Source organism: Streptomyces sp. NPDC034043 (assembly GCF_055575675.1).
The window spans coordinates 212,939-230,886 of the sequence record NZ_JBVISF010000001.1 but is presented as its reverse complement, the minus strand read 5'-3'; the positions used below and the strand labels follow the sequence as shown (position 1 = coordinate 230,886).

Sequence of the window (17,948 nt, the reverse complement as noted above, 5' to 3'; positions counted from 1 at the left end):
GAGTGCTCCTTGTCGGTGTCGGGGCCGGGGACCGGTGGGGCCCGCCGGACGCCCGCCATCGTCGCGGTCCGGGCGGTCCCCGTCAGGCGACCCGCCGCGGCGGGTGCTGCGTCACCCGTCCGGACACCGCCGATCAGGCCTGTGCCGGCCGGCCGTCGCGACCCGCGCCGGCCGGCCGGCAGGGCCCCTCAGGCGGCCGGCGCGGGGAAGCGCTCCCAGACCCGATGCTTCTCCAGTGCCCCGGCGAGCGCGTCCAGCACCGAGGATCCCGAGTCCCCGACGATGACTCCCGGCTCGTCGGCGGCGATGCCGGCGGCCTCCAGCGCCCGCTCGCCCCCGTTCCAGCCGGCGATGGCCTTTCCGTGCCGGTAGGCCTCGGTGATCAGCAGCAGTACGCGCGGGTCGACTTCCGTCGCTCCGGGCGTGCCCGCCTTGGCGTCGCGGGCGCCCCGGGCGTCGGCGGCGGGCCGGGGGGCGCCGGCGAGGACGATGGCGTCGTACTCCACCGACCGCGCCGTCGCGAACGTGCGCTGGACGGCCACCGGCTCCCCTTCGGCGTCGAGCGTGCCGCCGTTCGGGGCGATGACGAGCGGGAGCAGGCCCCGGGCGGAGGCGGCCCGCTGTACGGCGCGCACCTCGGCGGATTCCCCGGCGGGATCGGCGACGATGCCGATCACCCGGCCGTCGACGGGCCAGGTCCGCCCCAGCTGGGACAGGGCCGGGCTGGGTTCGACCTCGGCGAGCGGGATGGTGGGGCCGGGAGCGGGCAGCCCGAGCCCGGCGGCCACCTGGGCGCACAGTTCGGGGTCGATGTTCGCGAGGTTGCCGAGCATCCGTTCCTTGACGGCCTGTTCGTAGCACTTGCCCAGTTCGAAGCTGTACGCGGCGATGATGTGCTCGCGCTCCGGCGGGCTCATGCTCAGCCAGAACATGCGCGCCTGACTGAAGTGGTCCGAGAAGGAGGCTGCGGCCTCGCGGCTCTTGCTCGCCGCGGGCACCCGCACGGGCGCCTCGATGTAGGCGGCGGATTCCGCGCCCGCCAGGAAGGGGCAGCCGCCGTCCAGGCTGTTGGGCCGGTACGGCGCCACGCCGGTGTGCACGGCGGTCTGGTGCATGCCGTCCCGCAGCATGTCGTTGACGGGGGCGTGCGGGCGGTTGACCGGAATCTGGGCGAAGTTGGGGCCTCCGAGGCGGCTGATCTGCGTGTCCAGGTACGAGAACAGCCGGCCGGCGAGGAGCGGATCGTCGGTGATGTCGATCCCCGGCACCAGGTGCCCGGGGTGGAAGGCGACCTGCTCGGTCTCGGCGAAGAAGTTCTTGGTGTTGGCGTTCAGCGTGAGCCGGCCGATGGCCTGTACGGGGGAGAGCTCCTCCGGCACGATCTTGGTGGGGTCGAGGAGGTCGATGCCCTCGAAGGTCTGCTCCGGGGTGTCGGGGAACACCTGGACGCCCAGTTCCCACTCGGGGAAGGCGCCGGACTCGATGGCGTCGAAGAGGTCGCGGCGGTGGAAGTCCGGGTCCGTCCCGCCGATCATCTGCGCTTCCTCCCAGGTGAGGGAGTGCACGCCCAGCTTCGGCTTCCAGTGGAACTTGGCCAGTACGCTCTCGCCCGCCTCGTTGACCAGACGGAAGGTGTGGACCCCGAAGCCCTCCATCATCCGGTACGAGCGAGGGATGCCCCGGTCGGACATGTTCCAGAGGGTGTGGTGGGTCGCCTCGGTGTGCAGGGAGACGAAGTCCCAGAAGGTGTCGTGCGCGCTCTGGGCCTGCGGGATCTCCCGGTCGGGATGCGGCTTGCCGGCGTGGATGACGTCGGGGAACTTGATGGCGTCCTGGATGAAGAACACCGGGATGTTGTTGCCCACCAGGTCGAAGGTGCCTTCCTCGGTGTAGAACTTCACCGCGAAGCCCCGGGTGTCCCGCACGGTGTCCGCGGATCCGCGCGAGCCCAGCACGGTGGAGAACCGGACGAAGACGGGCGTCTCGACGTCCCGGCCGAGGAAGGCCGCCCTGCAGACCTCGCCCGCGGTGCCGTAACCGCGGAAGACCCCGTGCGCGCCGGCCCCGCGGGCGTGGACGACGCGCTCGGGGATCCGCTCGTGGTCGAAGTGCGTGATCTTCTCGCGCAGGTGATGGTCCTGGAGGAGTACGGGCCCCCGGGGGCCCGCCTTCAGCGAGTGGTCGGTCTCGTACAGCCGGGTGCCCTGCGCACTGGTGAGGTACGCCCCGCTCTGGGCGTCGCGCGCTCCTTCCGCCCCAGTGGCCTGGCCGGTGGGACTGACCGTCTCGGGGCCCTCCTGGTCCGCCTTGGGAGGCAGCGGCGGGCGCGGACTGGTCGGTTCCTCCCTTTGGGGGGAGGTGGGGGCGGGCTTGCCGGGTACGTGGTCCGCGGGGGTGTCGGCGGCCATGGGCTGCTCCGGCTCGTACTTCTCGGGCATTCTCTCTCCCGCTGGTTCGGTGGGGGCGCGGTCCCGGGCATCCGCACCCGGCCGGCCCGGGGCCCCGCGTCCGCGGAGCCCGACGACGCTCATGGTGCCCCGTCTGCCCCGGCTTCGCCGCCGGACACCAGGTCGATGCCGGTCTCCTCGGGAAGTCCGCCTCACCCGGCATGGGTGTCCGGATTGCGGGGACACGCCCGACATGAGTACCCACAATCCTGACCCGGATCCCCGCACCACCCCCGGCCTCGAACCGGGCGGCTCGGTTCCGCCCGGCGAGACCCCTCCCGGCGAGGCGAGCACCTCCTCCGGCGCCGGCCCCTACCGGCCGCTGAAGCGCGGGTGGGCCAAGGGCCCGCTCGCGGTCATCGTCGCCCTGGCGGTCCTGGTGGCCCTGTTCTTCCTGGTGTTCGCGATCGTGCTGGCCCTCTGAACCACGGCCGTCGCTGCCCGCGCACGCGGGCGGGGCGGCGTACCGAGTACGAGGCGGTGCTTGTCATGGACGGACGGCTCAGGGCCGTGCGGCGCTCCCGCGAACGGCCCGCGGAGCCGGCGCGACGGCATCCGTCGGCTGTCGGGCGGCGCGCGAGCCCGGCGCCGTGGCGGGGACTGCCGTGAATGGCGCCGGCGGGCCGCGGCCCTTCGCTCCGCACACGGCCGTGGTGACGGGGTCCGACTCCGGGATCGGCCGCGCCGTCGCGGTCGCGCTCGCCCGCGACGCGGGGACGGACGTCGGCATCACCTGGCACTCCGACGAGGCCGGGGCCCGGGAGACCGCCGAGGAGGTGGCGCGGTCCGGGCACCGGGCCGCCGTCGCGCGGATGGACCTGTCGCGGCTGCCCGGGGCGGCTGAGGCGGTGGACGGTCTCGCGAGGGAGCTGGGGGGCCTGGACGTCCTCGTCAACTGCGCCGGCACCGGTGTGTCGGAGCCCTTCCTGGAGCTGGAGCTGGACACGGTGCGCCGGATCCTGGACGTGGACCTGGTCGGACCGCTGCTGTGCGGCCAGCGGGCGGCCCGCTGGATGATCGCGCAGGGGCGGGGCGGGCGCATCGTCAACATCACCTCGGTCCACGAGCACCAGCCCCGCGTGGGTACCGCTCCGTACTGCGCCGCCAAGGGCGGGCTGGGCCTGCTCACGCAGGTGATGGCCCTCGAACTGGCCGAGTACGGGATCACCGTGAACTCCGTCGCCCCGGGCGAGATCGCCACCCCGATGACCGGCCAGGAGGACGTCGACGTCCGCTCGGTCCCGCGGCCCGGGATCCCCCTCGGGCGCCCCGGTGACGCGCGTGAGGTCGCGGCGGTCGTCGCCTTCCTCGCGGGGCCCGGCTCGGGCTACGTGACCGGGGCCTCCTGGGCGGTGGACGGCGGGATGCTCCGCATGGGCCCGATGGCGGGCTCCCACCTGGAGACCGACGCCTGGCGCGAGCCGTGAGCGTCCCGGCACGGGTGCGGGAAGGCCCGAGGCGCACCACGGGTCCGCGGGCAGGAGCCGCCCCGTGAACGCGCGGCGGTGGGAGGACCTGCCCGGCTCCGTCCTCGGCTGGGTGCTGGACCGCTCGCACGACGCCTCCGCCCGCCAGGTACCGGCGCTGATCGACCAGGCCGCACAGCGGCTGGGGCTGGCCGGGACCCGCCTGTACGTGGCCGACGTGCAGCAGGTGCGCCTGCTGGCCCTCCCCCAGCTCGCGGACCCCCGGCCGGGCCCGGAGGAGGCCACCGAGGCCGACCGGGAGGCGGAGGCCCTCGACATCGACGGTTCCCTGGCCGGTCTGGCGTACCGCAGTCAGCGCACGCAGCTGTCCCGCGACCGCACCACCGCGTGGCTGCCGATGATCGACGGCGTCGAGCGGATCGGAGTCATGAAGGCCTCCGGAGCGGCCCTGGACGAGGGCGACCTGGAGGTCTGCCGGGCCCTGGCCGCGCTGGCCACGCTGATCGTCGTCTCCAAGTCCGCGCACAACGACCCCCTCGTCGTCAGGGGCCGCAGCCGGCCCATGACGCTCCAGGCGGAGCTGGTGTGGGGTTTCCTGCCGCCGCGCACGATCGGCACCAGCCAGGCGACCTCGACCGCCGTCCTGGAACCGGCGTACGACATCGGCGGTGACGCCTTCGACCACAACTTCAGCGACAGCCTGCTGCACATGACCCTGCTGGACGCCATGGGGCACGACCTCGCCTCCGGCGGCGCCAGCGCGGCCGGCCTGGCCGCCTGCCGGTCCACCCGCCGCTCAGGCGGCACGCTCACCGAGATCGCCGTCACCATCGAACGCACCCTCCAGCAGTGGATCCCGGACCGGCTGATGACCGGGATCCTCGCCAACCTCGACACCGGGCACGGAGACTTCACCTGGGTCAACTGCGGCCACCCGGCGCCCCTGCTGATCCGCAACGGCCACGTCCTGCCCGGAGCACTCGAACGCCCGGCCCAACTCCCCCTCGGGCTGGGCTTCCACGCCCAGGAACCTCCCCGGCAGGACCGGGCGCGGCTCCAGCCCGGTGACCGGGTGCTGCTCTACAGCGACGGCGTGATCGAGGCCCGCTCCGCCGCGGGGGAGCTGTTCGGCGAGAACCGGCTGGCCGACACCGTCATCCGCTCCATGGCCTCGGGCGCCACCGCCCCCGAGGCCTTGCGCCGCCTGGTCCTGGACCTCCTCACCCACCAGGGCCAGCGGCTGCACGACGACGCCACCATCGTCCTGTCCGAATGGCACCCCACCACCTGAACGACCTGAACGCACCGTCAGGAGCCGCCCGCACACGGGCGGCCGGCGCCCGCCGTGGCGGTCACCCGCCCGGCGCCCGCCGTGTCACCTGTCCTGGATCCGCCGGAACGGACGCTCCGCCTCCAACTGGAACGCGACCTCCAGCAGGGTGCGTTCGCCGCCGGGACGGGCGGAGAACATCACCCCGACGGGCAGTCCGTCCTCCGTGGTCGTCTCGGCGGGGAGCGACACCGACGGTGTGCCGACGACGTTGTCGACCGGCGTGAACGCCACGTACGCGAGGATCCGCTCGATCAGCGCCGGGTAGGGAACGGCCGGGCCGAGGTGGCCGATCGGCGGCGTGGTGTGGGCGAGCACGGGGGACAGCACGAGGTCCCGCCCGCGGAAGGCGGCCGCGTACGCCTCCCTCGTGCCCTTGAGCCGGCTGAGCACTCCGGGCGTGCGGCGCCAGTTCTCCAGGTATGTCTCGCGCAGTCCCCGGCTGAGGCCGTCCATGCGGCCGCGGTCGAAGTCCGCTCCGAGGGTGCGGCCCGTGACGCCGAGGAGGAAGGACAGCATCCCCCAGTACGTGAGGAAGTCGTCGGTGAACCCGGGGTCGATGGCGATCTCCACCGGCTCCACGGTGTGGCCGAGCCCTTCGAGGGTGGCCGCCGTCCGGCTGACCGCGGCCCGGGTGGCGGGGTCGGAGCGGACGCCGTTCGGGGAGTCCAGCAGGAAGCCGATGCGCAGCCGTTGCCCGGAGGGCCCTTCGGCCAGGCCGACGGGCGGCAGCCCGGGGTTGCGCCAGTACGTCTCGGCGGCGGCGAGGAAGGCGGCGGCGTCGCGGACCGACCGGCTCACGACGCCGTCGGTGACGAGGTCGATCGGGAGCCGGCGGCTCTGCTCGTTCGGCACGACCCGGCCGCGGGTCGGCTTGAGGCCGACGAGCCCGCAGCAGGCGGCGGGGATCCGGATCGAGCCGCCGCCGTCGTTGGCGTGCGCGACGGGCACCGCTCCTGCGGCGACGAGCGCCGCGCTGCCGCCCGAGGAGCCGCCGGCGGAGTGGCCGGTGTGCCACGGGTTGCGCACCGGCTCGGCGCCCTCGTACTCGGTGGTGGGGCTGAAACCGAACTCGGGCATCCGGGTCTTCCCCAGCACCGTGACCCCGCTGCTGAGGAACTGCCGGGCGAACGGCGCGTGCCGCCGGGCCTCCCTGGGCCGGAAGGCGGCGCTGCCGTGGCCGGTGGGCAGCCCCCGGTAGTCGGTGTTGTCCTTGACGAAGGTCGGCACCCCGGCGAAGGGCCCGACCGCGGGGCCGGTGCGCGCGGGGGTGTCCGCGTACGCCTGGACCGCGTGCAGCCGGGCCTCGACCCCCCGTACGCGTTCCCGCGCGTCGCGGGCGGCCTCCGCGGCGGAGACCTCGCCCCGCCGGATCGCCGCGGCGAGGCCGACGGCGTCGTGCTCGCCCAGGGCGTCGTCCCGGAACGCGTGCACCCTGGCCCGTTCTTCGAAAGTGGTCACCGCTGATCAGCCCCCGCCCTCTGAGTGGTCGCCCGCCATCATTGCTTACCGCGGAGTAACACGGGAGGGGGCGGACGGTGCGGCGCTCAGGGTCCGGGGCCGGGGTCCTCGTCGGGGACGGGCATGAAACCGATGCATTCCACGTCGATCTGGTCCGCGAAGGCCGCCAGCACGCCCGCCAGGCGCAGGGTCGTTCCCGGGTCGAGTTCCGCCCCGCCCCGGCTCACGGTGTGCAGCCACTCCCCCGCGACGTACCGCAGCAGGGCGGTCACCTCGTCGGCGGGGATCAGTACCCGGCCGTCCGGTACGGAGATCAGGGGGATGGACGCGTTCACGACGGCACCGCCTCCCTTCCTCCGCCGACGGGCGCGCTTCAGGTGTCCGGCTCGGCGGCCGCGATGGCGGCGAGGGCCGAGCCCGGATCGCTCTCCACCGCCAGGTCGCCGAGGGTGACGACGCCCACCAGCTCTCCGTCCTCGGTCTGTACGGGCAGGCGGCGCAGGGCGTTGCGGCGCATCAGGGCGACGGCCTGGTGGACGTCGTCGCCGGGTCCGACCGTGAGCAGTTCGGTGCTGCAGATCGCGTGCACGGTCGTTTCGGCCGGGTCCCGGTTCTCGGCCATGCCCCGGATGACGAGGTCGCGGTCGGTGACGATGCCGTGCAGCCGCCCCCCGTCGACGACGAGGACGTCCCCGATGCCGGCGTCCCGCATCACGCGTGCGGCTTCAGCCAGTGAGGTCAGCTTCTCGACCGTCACCGGGTTCGAGGTCATCACCTCGTGGACGCTGCGGGTCATGGCTCCTCCGGCTGCTGGAAGCGGCTCCTGTCGGGCGCCTACCCGCCCCGGCGGGCGGTACGCCACCCCGCCCGGGCCCCCGGACCGGCGGCGGCGCGAGGGCCCGGGCGGCGGTGGCCGGAACTCGGCGCCCTGCCCGGGGGACCGGGAGACCGCGCTCCCGGCCCCCGTCGTGCGGCGGGTACGGTTCCGGCATGGACGTTTCCACAACGAGTTCGAACGCCGAAGACACGGGCCGGACGGCCGTGGTCAAGGACGCCGCGCGTGCGCAGTTGGCGAAGCTGGGGGCCGCGGGGCTGACCCCGGAGGCCGTGGCGCACGAGAGCGGTCTCGCCGTCAGCGAGGTGGAAGCCGTCTTCCCGCACCGGGACGACCTGCTGACCGCCCTGGTCATCGACGCGTACGACGCGTCCGGCGCCGCGATGGAACGGGCCGACGCGGCCGCCGCGGCCGAAGGGGCCCCGGCCGGTGCGCGTCTCCTCGCGGCCACCCGGGCCCTGCGGCAGTGGTCGTTCGAGTACCCGGCCGAGTTCACGCTGATCTACGGCTCGCCCGTACCCGGGTACCACGCCCCGCAGGACACGGTCCCGCCCGCCTCCCGTACGCCCGCGGTGCTCGCCGGGATCATCCGGTCGGCACTGGAGGCCGGTGAACTCACCCCGCCCCGGCGGACGCCGCCCGCCCGGCAGCTGCTCCTGCCCGAGGCCGTGGCCGCCTTCGGCGGGGTGCCCGGGGCTCCGTTCTCGGACATCATCGAACGCGGCATCGTCCTCTGGAGCAACCTGATCGGCCTGCTGGTCTTCCAGGTCTTCAGCCGCACCCACGACAGCGTCAGCGACGAGGCCGCCTTCTTCGACTACGCGATCGCCGTCGCGGCCGAGGCCATCGGCCTCGACGTCCCCCTGGCCGGGACGACCGACTGACCGTCAGCCGCCCCCGCGGCACCCGCAGAAAATCCAGGACGTGAACACCACCAGAACCCTCTGCTTCGTCATAGCCGCGCTGTCGTCGTACGCGGCGCTCGTCTACCGGCTGTGCCAGGCACGGCGCAGCTGGAAGGACAGCGCCTACCGCGCGCTGATCACCACCCTCCTGCTCCAGTGCCTGACCTTCACGATGGGCGCCGTCGCCATGGGCGGCGGCAGCTTCCTCGGCGTCGGCAACCTCGCCATCCTCCTCATGCACCTGGCGGCGGTCGCCTTCTGCGTGAGCTCGCAGATCATCCTGCTGAAGTGGGCGGACGCCGACAAGGAGGCCGTCCGCAGGGCACGCTGGTGGACGGTCACCGGCATCGGCCTGAACGTGCTCCTCGTCGCGCTGTTCCTGCTCGCCGACGGCCCGGGCCGGCCGTCGTCGGACTTCGACACGGGCAGCGGCCAGCCGCTGGTCCTCACGTACCTCCTGGCCTTCATCGTGTCGCAGGCCGTTCCGTGCGTCACGATCTTCCGCCAGTGCGGCCCCTACGCCCGGATGACCGACAACGCCTCGCTGCGGCAGGCGCTGCGCATGCTCCGCGTCGCCGCGGTGGTCCTCTTCCTGTACTGCTCGGCGCGGACGGTGAACATCCTGACGTCGGCGGCCGGGATCGACATCGGCGTCTGGAAGCTCGCGTCGAACATCTTCAGCGCGGCGGGCATCGTGATCCTCTCGCTGAGCCTCACCAACTCCTCCTGGGGCCCCTCGGCCACCAGGCTCCTGAGCTGGGCGCGCAGCTACCGGTCCTACCGGGCCCTCTACCCGCTGTGGCGGGACCTGTACGAGTCCTCCCCGGACATCGCGCTGGAGCCGCCGGGCGCCTCGGTCTCGGAGATGGACTACCGCCTCCACCGCCGGGTCGTCGAGATACGCGACGGATGGCGCGATCTGCGCCCCTACATCGACCGCACCGCACCGGGTGACGGGGGTCCGGGCCAGGAGGCCAGCGAGGAGTCGCGGCAGGCTTTCACGGAAGCGGCGCAGATCAAGCAGGCTCTGCTCGCCAAGCGGAACGGGACCGTCCCTCACGACAACAAGGACGCCGGCGATTTCGACGACCGCGACACCGACAACTTCACGGCGGAGGTGGCATGGCTCACCCAAGTAGCGGCCGCCTACAGTAAGCTCGGCACCGCGAGTTGAAGCTCCCGCCCGGTTTGCATCCCCCGTCAAACCGGGCGGGCAGCTCCCCCGTTGCCCCCCGTCTCCGCACGGGGCGGGACGGGCGGACACCGCCCGGACTGGCCCGGCCCATCCCCCGAGGGCCGGGCCAGTCCGTTTTTCACCGGCAAGCCAACCGACGAACCCCCGTGAGTCGAGTTAACTGCCAGCTATCGGCGAGACCCAACGTTGGCGGAGTCCAGCCCAATTGTCAACTGACCGCTAATCTGTGAAACTGACGTATAGCCAAGGGCTATACCGAGGAGGTGACGGGAGGAAGGATCACCAATGACCGAGACCGAGACCGAGGCAGGCGACCGGCCCCTGCTCGCAGTGCGCCTCGACGACCTCTTCAAGACCGTTCGCCCCAAGGGCAAGCACTGGACCAATGCCGAGGTGGCGGAGGAGCTCAAGCGGGCCAATCCCGAGCTCAAGGTCGGCGGTGTCTACCTGTCCCAGCTGCGGACGGGCAAGCGCTCCAACCCCTCGCCCGACCTGCTGGCGGCCCTCGCCCGCTTCTTCGGCGTCTCGGTCGCCTACTTCTTCGACGACAAGGTCGCCGAGTCCGTGCTCAGCCAGGTCGCCGCCATCGAGGCGCTGCGGCAGTCCGGGGTCCGCGCCGTGGCGATGCGGGCGGCGGGGATGAAGAAGGAGAACCTCCAGGCCATCACGGCCATCATGGACCAGTACCGGCAGTTGCAGGGCCTTCCCCCCGTCACCGACTCCAGCGAACCCGAATGAGGGGCGCCTGGAAGGAGCGGGCCGCCGACCACGACCGCCGGAGCCGGCTCAAGAAGCTGCGGAAGGCCGGAGCCCGGCGGATCGCCGAACTCGACCTCCCCGAGGCCCCCGACGTGGCCGAGCTCTGCCGCCACCTCGGCGAGGTCCGCGACCGCCCGATCATCCTGGTCCCGATGCAGATGCCCTCGTCGCACCCCTGCGGCATGTGGGTCGCCGCCCGCGACGAGGACCTGATCTTCTACGACGCCAACACCACCAGCGCGCATCAGGAGCACATCATCTTGCACGAGCTGGGCCACATCATCTGCTGCCACCGCGGGGCCGGCGGCCTGGACGAGGCGGCCGCCCGCCTCCTCTTCCCCGACCTCGACCCCGACATCGTGCGCGACATGCTCCTGCGCGCGACCTACGACGACGTCCAGGAGCAGGAGGCGGAGATCATCGCCTACCTGCTCTCCCAGCGGATGGGCGGCGCCGAACAGCGGCACGGCACCGACGCGGACGCGCACGAGGGCGACCGGCCCGCCAAGAGCGCCACGCTCAGCCGCATAGAACGCACCCTGATCTGAGATGGGTTTACCTCCCGGCGGACGCCACCTCCTCGGCCAGCACGGCGACCGCGCGCCGGATGTCGTCCTCGCGGTGCTCGCTGGTGATGAAGAAGCGCAGCCGCGACAGCCCCTCCTCCACGGCGGGGTGGAAGATCGGATCGGCGACGACACCCCGTCCGAAGAGTCCGCCCGCCACGCGCAGCGTCTTCGCCGAGTCCCCCAGGACGCACGGCACGATCGGCGTTCCGGCGCTGGAGCCCGTAGCCAGACCGGCCTCGGCGGCGAGCCCCAGGAAGAGCTCGGAGTTGCGTCTCAACGCCCGCACCCGTTCCGGCTCCGCGGCGATCAGCTCGGTGGCGGCCAGCGCCGCGGCCGCATTGGCCGGGGTGAGGCCGACGCTGTAGACGAAGCCGGGGAGCGTGTGGCGCAGCCAGCGCACCATCCGGGCCGAGCCGCCGAGATAACCGCCGCAGCTGGCGAAGGCCTTGGAGAGGGTGCCCATCCACAGGTCCACATCGGAGCGGTCGACGCCGAAGAACTCGCCGACGCCCCGGCCGCGTTCGCCCACCGTTCCGATGCTGTGCGCCTCGTCCACCATCAGCAGGGCTCCGTAGCGCTTCTTCAGCTCGATCACGGCGGGCAGGTCGACGAGGTCGCCGTCCATGCTGTACGCGCCCTCCACGGCGATCAGGACCCGCCGGAACCGGGACCGGTTGAGCCTCAGCATCTGCTCGAGCCGGCCCATGTCGTTGTGCTCGAAGGGGCGCCGGGCGGCACCGGACAGGGCGCAGCCCTGGAGGATGCTGTCGTGGGCCAGCGCGTCGTGCACCACGAGGTCCCCGGGGCCGACGAGGTGGCCGATGGCGGTGACGTTGGTGGCGTGGCCGCTCACCAGCGCCAGGCAGTCCCCGACGCCGAGGAAGTCCGTCAGTGCCCGCTCCAGGCGGACGGTGAGGTCCCGTTCGCCGGAGAGCACCCGGCTCGCCGAGACGGAGGTCCCGTACCGGTCCACGGCCTCGTGCACGGCCTCGTTGACCGCCGGGTGGCCGGAGATCCCGAGGTAGTTGTAGCTGCCGAAGGACAGGTACGGGCGGCCCCCGATGACCGTGGTGTCGGAGATGGTGCCCTCGTGGACGCGGAAGTACGGGGAGCCCTCCGTGCTGCCGGTGACCGCCGCGAGCCGCTCCTCGAACCGGGCCACCTCGGGGAACGCGTCGATGTCGGCGGTGTCGGCGCTCCACGTCGGCGGCGCTTCGGCGGGAACCGGTTCCGTGACGGGGACGGCCGTCGCCGTGCCGTCCTCCTCACCGCGGGCCAGGGCGATCAGCCGGCCGATGGTGAGGTCGGCCGAGAAGAGCTCCTCGGTCCGGAAGCCCGGCACGCGCTTGCCGATGGTGACCTCCAGCTCCTGCAGCATGAGGGAGTCGAAGCCCAGGTCGCTCACGAGCGTCATGCCGGGGTGCAGGTCGGAGAGCGGGAAGACGCCGGCCCGCGACACCTCTTCGAGCACGGCGGTGGCGATGGACCCGCCGCCGGAGGAAGCCGGCCGGTCCGCCCCGTACGCGTCCCCGTACGCGTCCACGGGCGCGTCCGGGCCGGACAGCTCGCGCGCCGACTCGTCCACGGCCCAGTGGCGGCGCGGGGCGAGCGGGCTCGGCGGCAGCGTGCACGGGGGCGTGCGTTCCCCGGGTACCGGCAGCGGCCGCGCGACGGGGTCTCCCGTACGGCCCGCCTCCACGCCCGCGGCGGCTTCGGTCAGCCGTGCGACGGCGTCGGCGGTGTCCTCCACCACCAGGGTGAGGCGTTCCCCGAGGGGGGTGCGGCGGGCCAGGGTGTCCGCCACCGCGGCCGGCTCCGGCCGGTCCTCGGCGATGACCTCCGCCAGTTCCCGCGCGTGGCGGGCCAGCCCCGCCCGGTCGCGGGCGGTGAGCACCAGCACGTGCGGGCCCTCCGCCCGCGCCGTACGCGCCGCCGGTGCGGGGGCCTCCTCCACCACCATGTGGACGCCGGTGCCGCCGAAGCCGAAGGCGCTCACCCCGGCCCGCCGCGGTCCGCCGCTCTCCGGCCAGCGGACCGGCGCCGTGGGGACGGTCAGCCGCGCGCCGTCGAGCAGGGAGGCGTCGGCCGGCTGGAACTCCGGCTGCGGGGGTATGACGCCCCGGTGCACGGCCAGCACCGACTTGATGAGCCCCGCCATGCCGGCGGAGTTCAGCGAGTGCCCGACCACCGCCTTCACCGCCCCGAGGTAGGCCGGCGGGGCCTCCTCGCCGCGCAGTTCGCGCAGGACGGCGAGCTCGACGGGGTCGCCCACCGTGGTACCGGTGCCGTGCGCCTCCAGGTAGCCCACCGCGTCCGGCGTCAGGTCCGCGTCGCGGTAGGCGCGGCGCAGGGCCCGGAGCTGGCCGGCGGCCTGGGGGTGCATACCGCCCTGCACGGTCCCGTCGTTGGCCGTGCCCACGCCGCGGATCACCGCGTAGACGCGGTCGCCCGCGGCCAGGGCGTCGGAGAGCGGCCGCAGGACCAGGACGCCGGCGCCCTCGCCCAGGACGAAGCCGTCGGCCTTCGCCCCGAAGGGCAGGCACCGGCCGCTGCGCGAGATGGCGCCGATCCGGCACAGCCCGACGAGCAGGTCGGGGGTGAGGACCAGTTGGGCGCCGCCGGCGAGCGCGATGCGGGAGCGGCCGGCGCGCAGCGCGTACACGGCGTTGGCCACGGCCATGAGGCCGCCGGAGCAGGCGGAATCGAGGGCGTAGCTCTCGCCGTGCAGGTCGAAGACCGAACTGACCGTGTTGGGGCCCATGTTGAGCAGTAGTCCGGCGGCGGAGGTGCCGTGCAGCCCGTCGACCGCGCGGACCGTCTCGTGCCAGCCGGGGTCGGCCGCCCGCGCCCCGAACTCGCCCCCGGCCAGCTGGCGCATCCGCAGCCGCATGGTGCTGAGCTGGCGGTAGCCGCTCTCGGTGAGCGCGGTGATGACCGAGGTCTCCTCGCGGTCGAAGCCGTCCGTCTCCCATCCCGCGTCCTGGAGGGCCTCGCGTGCGAGGTCGATCAGCAGCCGGTGCTGGGGGTCCATCGACCTGGCCCGGCGCGGCGGGATGCCGTAGTGGGCGGCGTCGAAGCGGTCCACGTCCGGCAGCAGGGCCATGGTGTCGGTGTAGGCCGCCGAGGTGTCGCGGAAGTCGTCGCTGAGGAAGGCGGCGGCACGCCACCGCGAGTCGGGTATCCGGGAGAACTGGGGGCGCGGGTCCGTCAGGAGCCGCCAGTACTGGTTGACGTCACGGGCGCCGGGGAACCTGCACGCCATGCCGACGACGGCTATGTCGTCGCGCGTCACGGTGGCCGGCGCCGTCATCGGGCGGCTGCCAGTCGCTCGCGCCACCACGCCACCGTGGCCTTCACCTGCTCGTCGACGGGGGTGGCCCGTTCGGTGAACGCGGCTTCGTAGGCGCTCGCGTCGACGACGAACGGGCGGTCGAACTGGTAGCGGATCTCCTTGAGCTCGCGCAGCAGCGGGGAGAAGAGCGACCCGATGCCCAGGACGGCGGGAGGAAGCCCGCGTACGGCGACGGGACCGGTTCCCGCCTCGGCGGCCAGCCGGCCGGCCATCTCCCGGACGGACAGCGGCGGCGCGGTCGGCACGTGCCAGGCCCGGCCCCAGGCCCGTTCCTCGCCCGCGGCCTCGGCCAGGACCCTGGCCACGTCCGGGAGGTAGGTCCAGCTGTGCGGGGCGTCCGGGTCACCGAGGGCGGAGACCGGCTTGCCGCGCAGCAGCGGGGGAACCACCCGGGCGGCCAGGTGCCCGCCGTCGGTGACGCCGGGGCCGAAGAAGTCGGAGGCCCGCACCTCGACGGCCTTGACGCGGCCCTGTTCGTGGAGGGCGCGCGCCCGTTCCCAGCCGGCCGCGCGGACCCGCCCCTTGGGACCGGTCGCGGCGAGCGGCAGGTCCTCCGTCATGGGGACGTCCACCGGGCCGTACCCGTAGAGGTTGCCCAGCATGACCAGAACCGCACCGGTGGCCTCCGCGGCCGCGCACACCGACGCGACCAGCGCCGGCCATTCGCCCGCCCAGCGGTGGTAGGGCGGTGCGGCGCAGTGGTAGAGCGCGGCCGCGCCGCGCGCCACCTCGGTCAGCCGCCCGGTGTCCCGGGCGTCCAGTGCGACGTGCTCGATGCCGGGCTCCGGGGCCCGGCCCGAGGCGGTGACGACCTTGACTGAGTGGCCCCGTTCGGCGAGCAGCCGAGCGGTGGCGGCTCCGGCGGGCCCGAAGCCTATGACGACATGAGAGTTCACGTACGCACACTAGCGCGAGGGGTGCCGCCGCCCGGCAGGTCTCCGCCGGGCCGCACCGGTCTGTTTGGCCGGAAGCAGCCTTGCCGCGCGCGCCGTTGAGGCGGGCTTTGCGCTGCGGAACGAGCGCCGGCAGGTGCCGGACGGGGCCTTCCTCGGGGCGCCGGCCCCGTACGCGCCGGTGGGACCGCCGCGCCGGCCCGCGGGCCCGGCGGCGGGCCGGTCAGGAATCGAGAAGCGCCGGTGCCCGGACCCCGCATAGCGTGGCTGTCGGACGGTGCGGCGGCCACGCCGCACCGGCGCAGCCGGAGCAGACATACTGCTCGGAAGCGGCCGGACCGAACGATGGAGACACGAAGAGCATGGCCAAGAGGACGGAGACGCGGTCGCCCGCGCCCCACATCGCCGACAGCCACGGTCTGATCCGCGTGCACGGCGCGCGCGTGAACAACCTCAAGGACGTCGACATCGAGATCCCCAAGCGCCGGCTGACCGTGTTCACGGGCGTCTCGGGCTCGGGCAAGAGCTCGCTGGTGTTCGACACGATCGCCGCCGAGTCCCAGCGGATGATCAACGAGACCTACAGCGCCTTCGTGCAGGGCTTCATGCCCACGCAGGCGCGGCCGGAGGCCGACGTACTGGAAGGGCTGACGACGGCCATCATCGTCGACCAGCAGCGGATGGGCGCCGACCCGCGCTCCACCGTCGGCACCGCCACCGACGCCAACGCGATGCTGCGCATCCTCTTCAGCCGCCTCGGCCAGCCGCACATCGGCCCGCCCGGCGCGTACGCCTTCAACGTGCCCTCGGTCCGGGCCAGCGGGGCGATCACCGTCGAGAAGGGCTCCAAGAAGACGGTCAAGGCGACCTTCAACCGCACCGGCGGCATGTGCACGCGCTGCGAGGGACGCGGCAGCGTCTCCGACATCGACCTGACCCAGCTCTACGACGACTCCAAGTCCCTCAACGAGGGCGCGCTCACCGTCCCCGGCTACAGCATGGACGGCTGGTACGGCCGGATCTTCGGCGGCTGTGGCTTCTTCGACCCGGACAAGCCGATCCGCGAGTACACCAGGAGGGAACTGGACGACCTCCTCCACAAGGAGCCGACGAAGATCAAGGTCGACGGCATCAACCTCACCTACGAGGGGCTGATCCCGAAGATCCAGAAGTCGATGCTGTCCAAGGACATCGACGCGCTCCAGCCGCACATCCGGGCGTTCGTGGAGCGGGCCACTGCCTTCGCCACCTGCCCCGAGTGCGAGGGCACCCGGCTCACGCCGGAGGCCCGGTCCTCGAGGATCGGGCGGATCAGCATCGCCGACGCCTGCGCCATGCAGATCAGCGACCTGGCCGCATGGGTCCGCGGCCTCGACGAGCCCTCGGTGGCACCGCTGCTGGAGAAGCTGCGGCACACCCTGGACTCCTTCGTGGAGATCGGTCTGGGCTACCTCGCGCTCGACCGTCCGGCGGGCACGCTGTCGGGCGGCGAGGCGCAGCGCGTCAAGATGATCCGCCACCTCGGCTCCGCGCTCACCGATGTCACCTACGTCTTCGACGAGCCCACCACGGGACTGCACCCCCATGACATCCAGCGGATGAACGAGCTCCTGCTGCGGCTGCGCGACAAGGGCAACACGGTGCTCGTGGTGGAGCACAAGCCGCAGACGATCGCGATCGCCGACCACGTCGTCGACCTCGGCCCCGGGGCGGGCACGGCGGGCGGCACGGTCTGCTTCGAGGGCTCCGTGGAGGGACTGCGGGCCTCCGGCACGGTCACCGGCCGCCACCTGGGCGACCGCACCGGCCTGAAGAAGACCGTGCGCAAGCCCGCGGGCGCCCTGGAGATCCGCGGGGCGGACGCGCACAACCTGCGCGGGGTCGACGTGGACGTCCCGCTCGGGGTGCTGGTGGTGGTCACCGGGGTGGCCGGCTCCGGCAAGAGCTCGCTCGTGCACGGGTCGATCCCCGCGGAGGAGGGCGTGGTCCGCGTCGACCAGGGCCCGATCCGCGGCTCGCGCCGGAGCAACCCGGCGACGTACACGGGACTGCTCGACCCGATCCGCTCGGCGTTCGCCAAGGCCAACGGCGTGAAGCCGGCCCTGTTCAGCGCCAATTCCGAGGGTGCCTGCCCTTCCTGCAACGGCGCCGGGGTGATCTTCACGGACCTGGGGATGATGGCCGGCGTGTCCTCCACCTGCGAGGACTGCGAGGGAAAGCGCTACCAGGCGTCCGTGCTGGACTACCGCCTCGGGGGCCGTGACATCAGCGAGGTGCTGGCGATGCCGGTGCGGGAGGCCGAGGAGTTCTTCGGGTCCGGCGAGGCCCGCGTCCCGGCCGCGCACCGCGTCCTCGGCCGGCTCTCGGACGTCGGGCTCGGCTACCTGACCCTCGGCCAGCCGCTCACCACGCTGTCCGGCGGCGAGCGGCAGCGGCTGAAGCTGGCCACGCACATGGCCGACAAGGGCGGGGTCTACGTCCTCGACGAGCCGACGACCGGCCTGCACCTGGCCGATGTGGAGCAGCTCCTCGGCCTGCTCGACCGGCTGGTCGACTCCGGGAAGTCCGTCATCGTCGTCGAGCACCACCCGGCGGTCATGGCGCACGCCGACTGGATCATCGACCTGGGTCCGGGCGCCGGGCACGACGGCGGCCGGATCGTCTTCGAGGGCACGCCGGCCGACCTCGTCGCCGCCGGTTCCACCCTCACCGCGGAACACCTCGCGGCTTACGCGGGCGTCTGAACGGTCGCCCGTTCCGGGCCCCCGCAAGCAC

Annotated in this window: 14 protein-coding genes; 8 read left to right on the top strand and 6 right to left on the bottom strand. The window is 73.2% G+C overall.

Annotation, left to right across the window (positions count from 1 at the left end; all coding sequences use genetic code 11):
• Positions 1–188: 188 nt before the first annotated feature.
• Positions 189–2,438, bottom strand: coding sequence for a catalase (locus tag ACZ51S_RS01380; protein ID WP_468959224.1), 2,250 nt, complete (start codon positions 2,436–2,438; stop codon positions 189–191).
• A 202-nt stretch (positions 2,439–2,640) separates the two neighbouring features.
• Between ACZ51S_RS01380 and ACZ51S_RS01375 the strand changes: the two genes are divergently transcribed.
• From ACZ51S_RS01375 to ACZ51S_RS01365, 3 genes are all read left to right on the top strand, one after another.
• On the top strand, positions 2,641–2,871 hold the full coding sequence (locus ACZ51S_RS01375) for a DUF6480 family protein (RefSeq protein WP_388936970.1): 231 nt from the start codon (positions 2,641–2,643) through the stop codon (positions 2,869–2,871).
• A gap of 181 nt (positions 2,872–3,052) precedes the next feature.
• Positions 3,053–3,874, top strand: a complete 822-nt coding sequence (locus ACZ51S_RS01370; protein WP_468476092.1) for an SDR family oxidoreductase — start codon at positions 3,053–3,055, stop codon at positions 3,872–3,874.
• A gap of 64 nt (positions 3,875–3,938) precedes the next feature.
• The gene (locus ACZ51S_RS01365; protein WP_468476091.1) at positions 3,939–5,165 is read left to right on the top strand and encodes a PP2C family protein-serine/threonine phosphatase; all 1,227 of its coding nucleotides are present in this window, start codon (positions 3,939–3,941) and stop codon (positions 5,163–5,165) included.
• An 84-nt stretch (positions 5,166–5,249) separates the two neighbouring features.
• On the opposite strand, the gene ACZ51S_RS01360 is transcribed toward ACZ51S_RS01365, so the two are convergent.
• The 3 genes from ACZ51S_RS01360 to ACZ51S_RS01350 all read right to left on the bottom strand — a co-directional run bounded on the left by ACZ51S_RS01360 (position 5,250) and on the right by ACZ51S_RS01350 (position 7,461).
• Positions 5,250–6,665 carry an amidase gene (locus tag ACZ51S_RS01360; RefSeq protein ID WP_468959222.1) on the bottom strand — a complete coding sequence of 472 codons (1,416 nt, stop codon included), beginning with the start codon at positions 6,663–6,665 and terminating at the stop codon, positions 5,250–5,252.
• A gap of 86 nt (positions 6,666–6,751) precedes the next feature.
• Complete coding sequence (locus ACZ51S_RS01355; RefSeq protein ID WP_468801724.1) at positions 6,752–7,000, bottom strand: DUF6213 family protein; 249 nt, start codon at positions 6,998–7,000, stop codon at positions 6,752–6,754.
• 38 nt (positions 7,001–7,038) lie between these two features.
• Positions 7,039–7,461: a CBS domain-containing protein gene (locus ACZ51S_RS01350; RefSeq protein ID WP_468476088.1), complete on the bottom strand. Its 423-nt coding sequence runs from the start codon at positions 7,459–7,461 to the stop codon at positions 7,039–7,041.
• Positions 7,462–7,655: 194 nt separating this feature from the next.
• Between ACZ51S_RS01350 and ACZ51S_RS01345 the strand changes: the two genes are divergently transcribed.
• From ACZ51S_RS01345 to ACZ51S_RS01330, 4 genes are all read left to right on the top strand, one after another.
• Entirely contained in the window at positions 7,656–8,384 is a 729-nt protein-coding gene (locus ACZ51S_RS01345; protein WP_468801723.1) for a TetR-like C-terminal domain-containing protein, read from the top strand.
• A 40-nt stretch (positions 8,385–8,424) separates the two neighbouring features.
• A complete protein-coding gene (locus ACZ51S_RS01340; protein ID WP_468959220.1) occupies positions 8,425–9,579 on the top strand; it encodes an MAB_1171c family putative transporter in 1,155 nt (384 codons plus the stop codon).
• 306 nt (positions 9,580–9,885) lie between these two features.
• A complete protein-coding gene (locus ACZ51S_RS01335; RefSeq protein WP_467884165.1) occupies positions 9,886–10,338 on the top strand; it encodes a helix-turn-helix domain-containing protein in 453 nt (150 codons plus the stop codon).
• Positions 10,335–10,907, top strand: coding sequence for a toxin (locus tag ACZ51S_RS01330; protein ID WP_468801721.1), 573 nt, complete (start codon positions 10,335–10,337; stop codon positions 10,905–10,907). The genes ACZ51S_RS01335 and ACZ51S_RS01330 overlap by 4 nt, the downstream gene beginning before the upstream one ends.
• A gap of 7 nt (positions 10,908–10,914) precedes the next feature.
• On the opposite strand, the gene ACZ51S_RS01325 is transcribed toward ACZ51S_RS01330, so the two are convergent.
• Together ACZ51S_RS01325 and ACZ51S_RS01320 are read right to left on the bottom strand one after the other, a co-directional pair.
• Positions 10,915–14,190: an aminotransferase class I/II-fold pyridoxal phosphate-dependent enzyme gene (locus tag ACZ51S_RS01325; protein WP_468801950.1), complete on the bottom strand. Its 3,276-nt coding sequence runs from the start codon at positions 14,188–14,190 to the stop codon at positions 10,915–10,917.
• Positions 14,191–14,234: 44 nt separating this feature from the next.
• Positions 14,235–15,176, bottom strand: a complete 942-nt coding sequence (locus tag ACZ51S_RS01320; protein ID WP_468959218.1) for an NAD-dependent epimerase/dehydratase family protein — start codon at positions 15,174–15,176, stop codon at positions 14,235–14,237.
• 359 nt (positions 15,177–15,535) lie between these two features.
• On the opposite strand from ACZ51S_RS01320, the gene ACZ51S_RS01315 reads away from it, so the two are divergent.
• The gene (locus tag ACZ51S_RS01315; RefSeq protein ID WP_468885343.1) at positions 15,536–17,917 is read left to right on the top strand and encodes an ATP-binding cassette domain-containing protein; all 2,382 of its coding nucleotides are present in this window, start codon (positions 15,536–15,538) and stop codon (positions 17,915–17,917) included.
• The last annotated feature ends 31 nt before the right edge of the window (positions 17,918–17,948 follow it).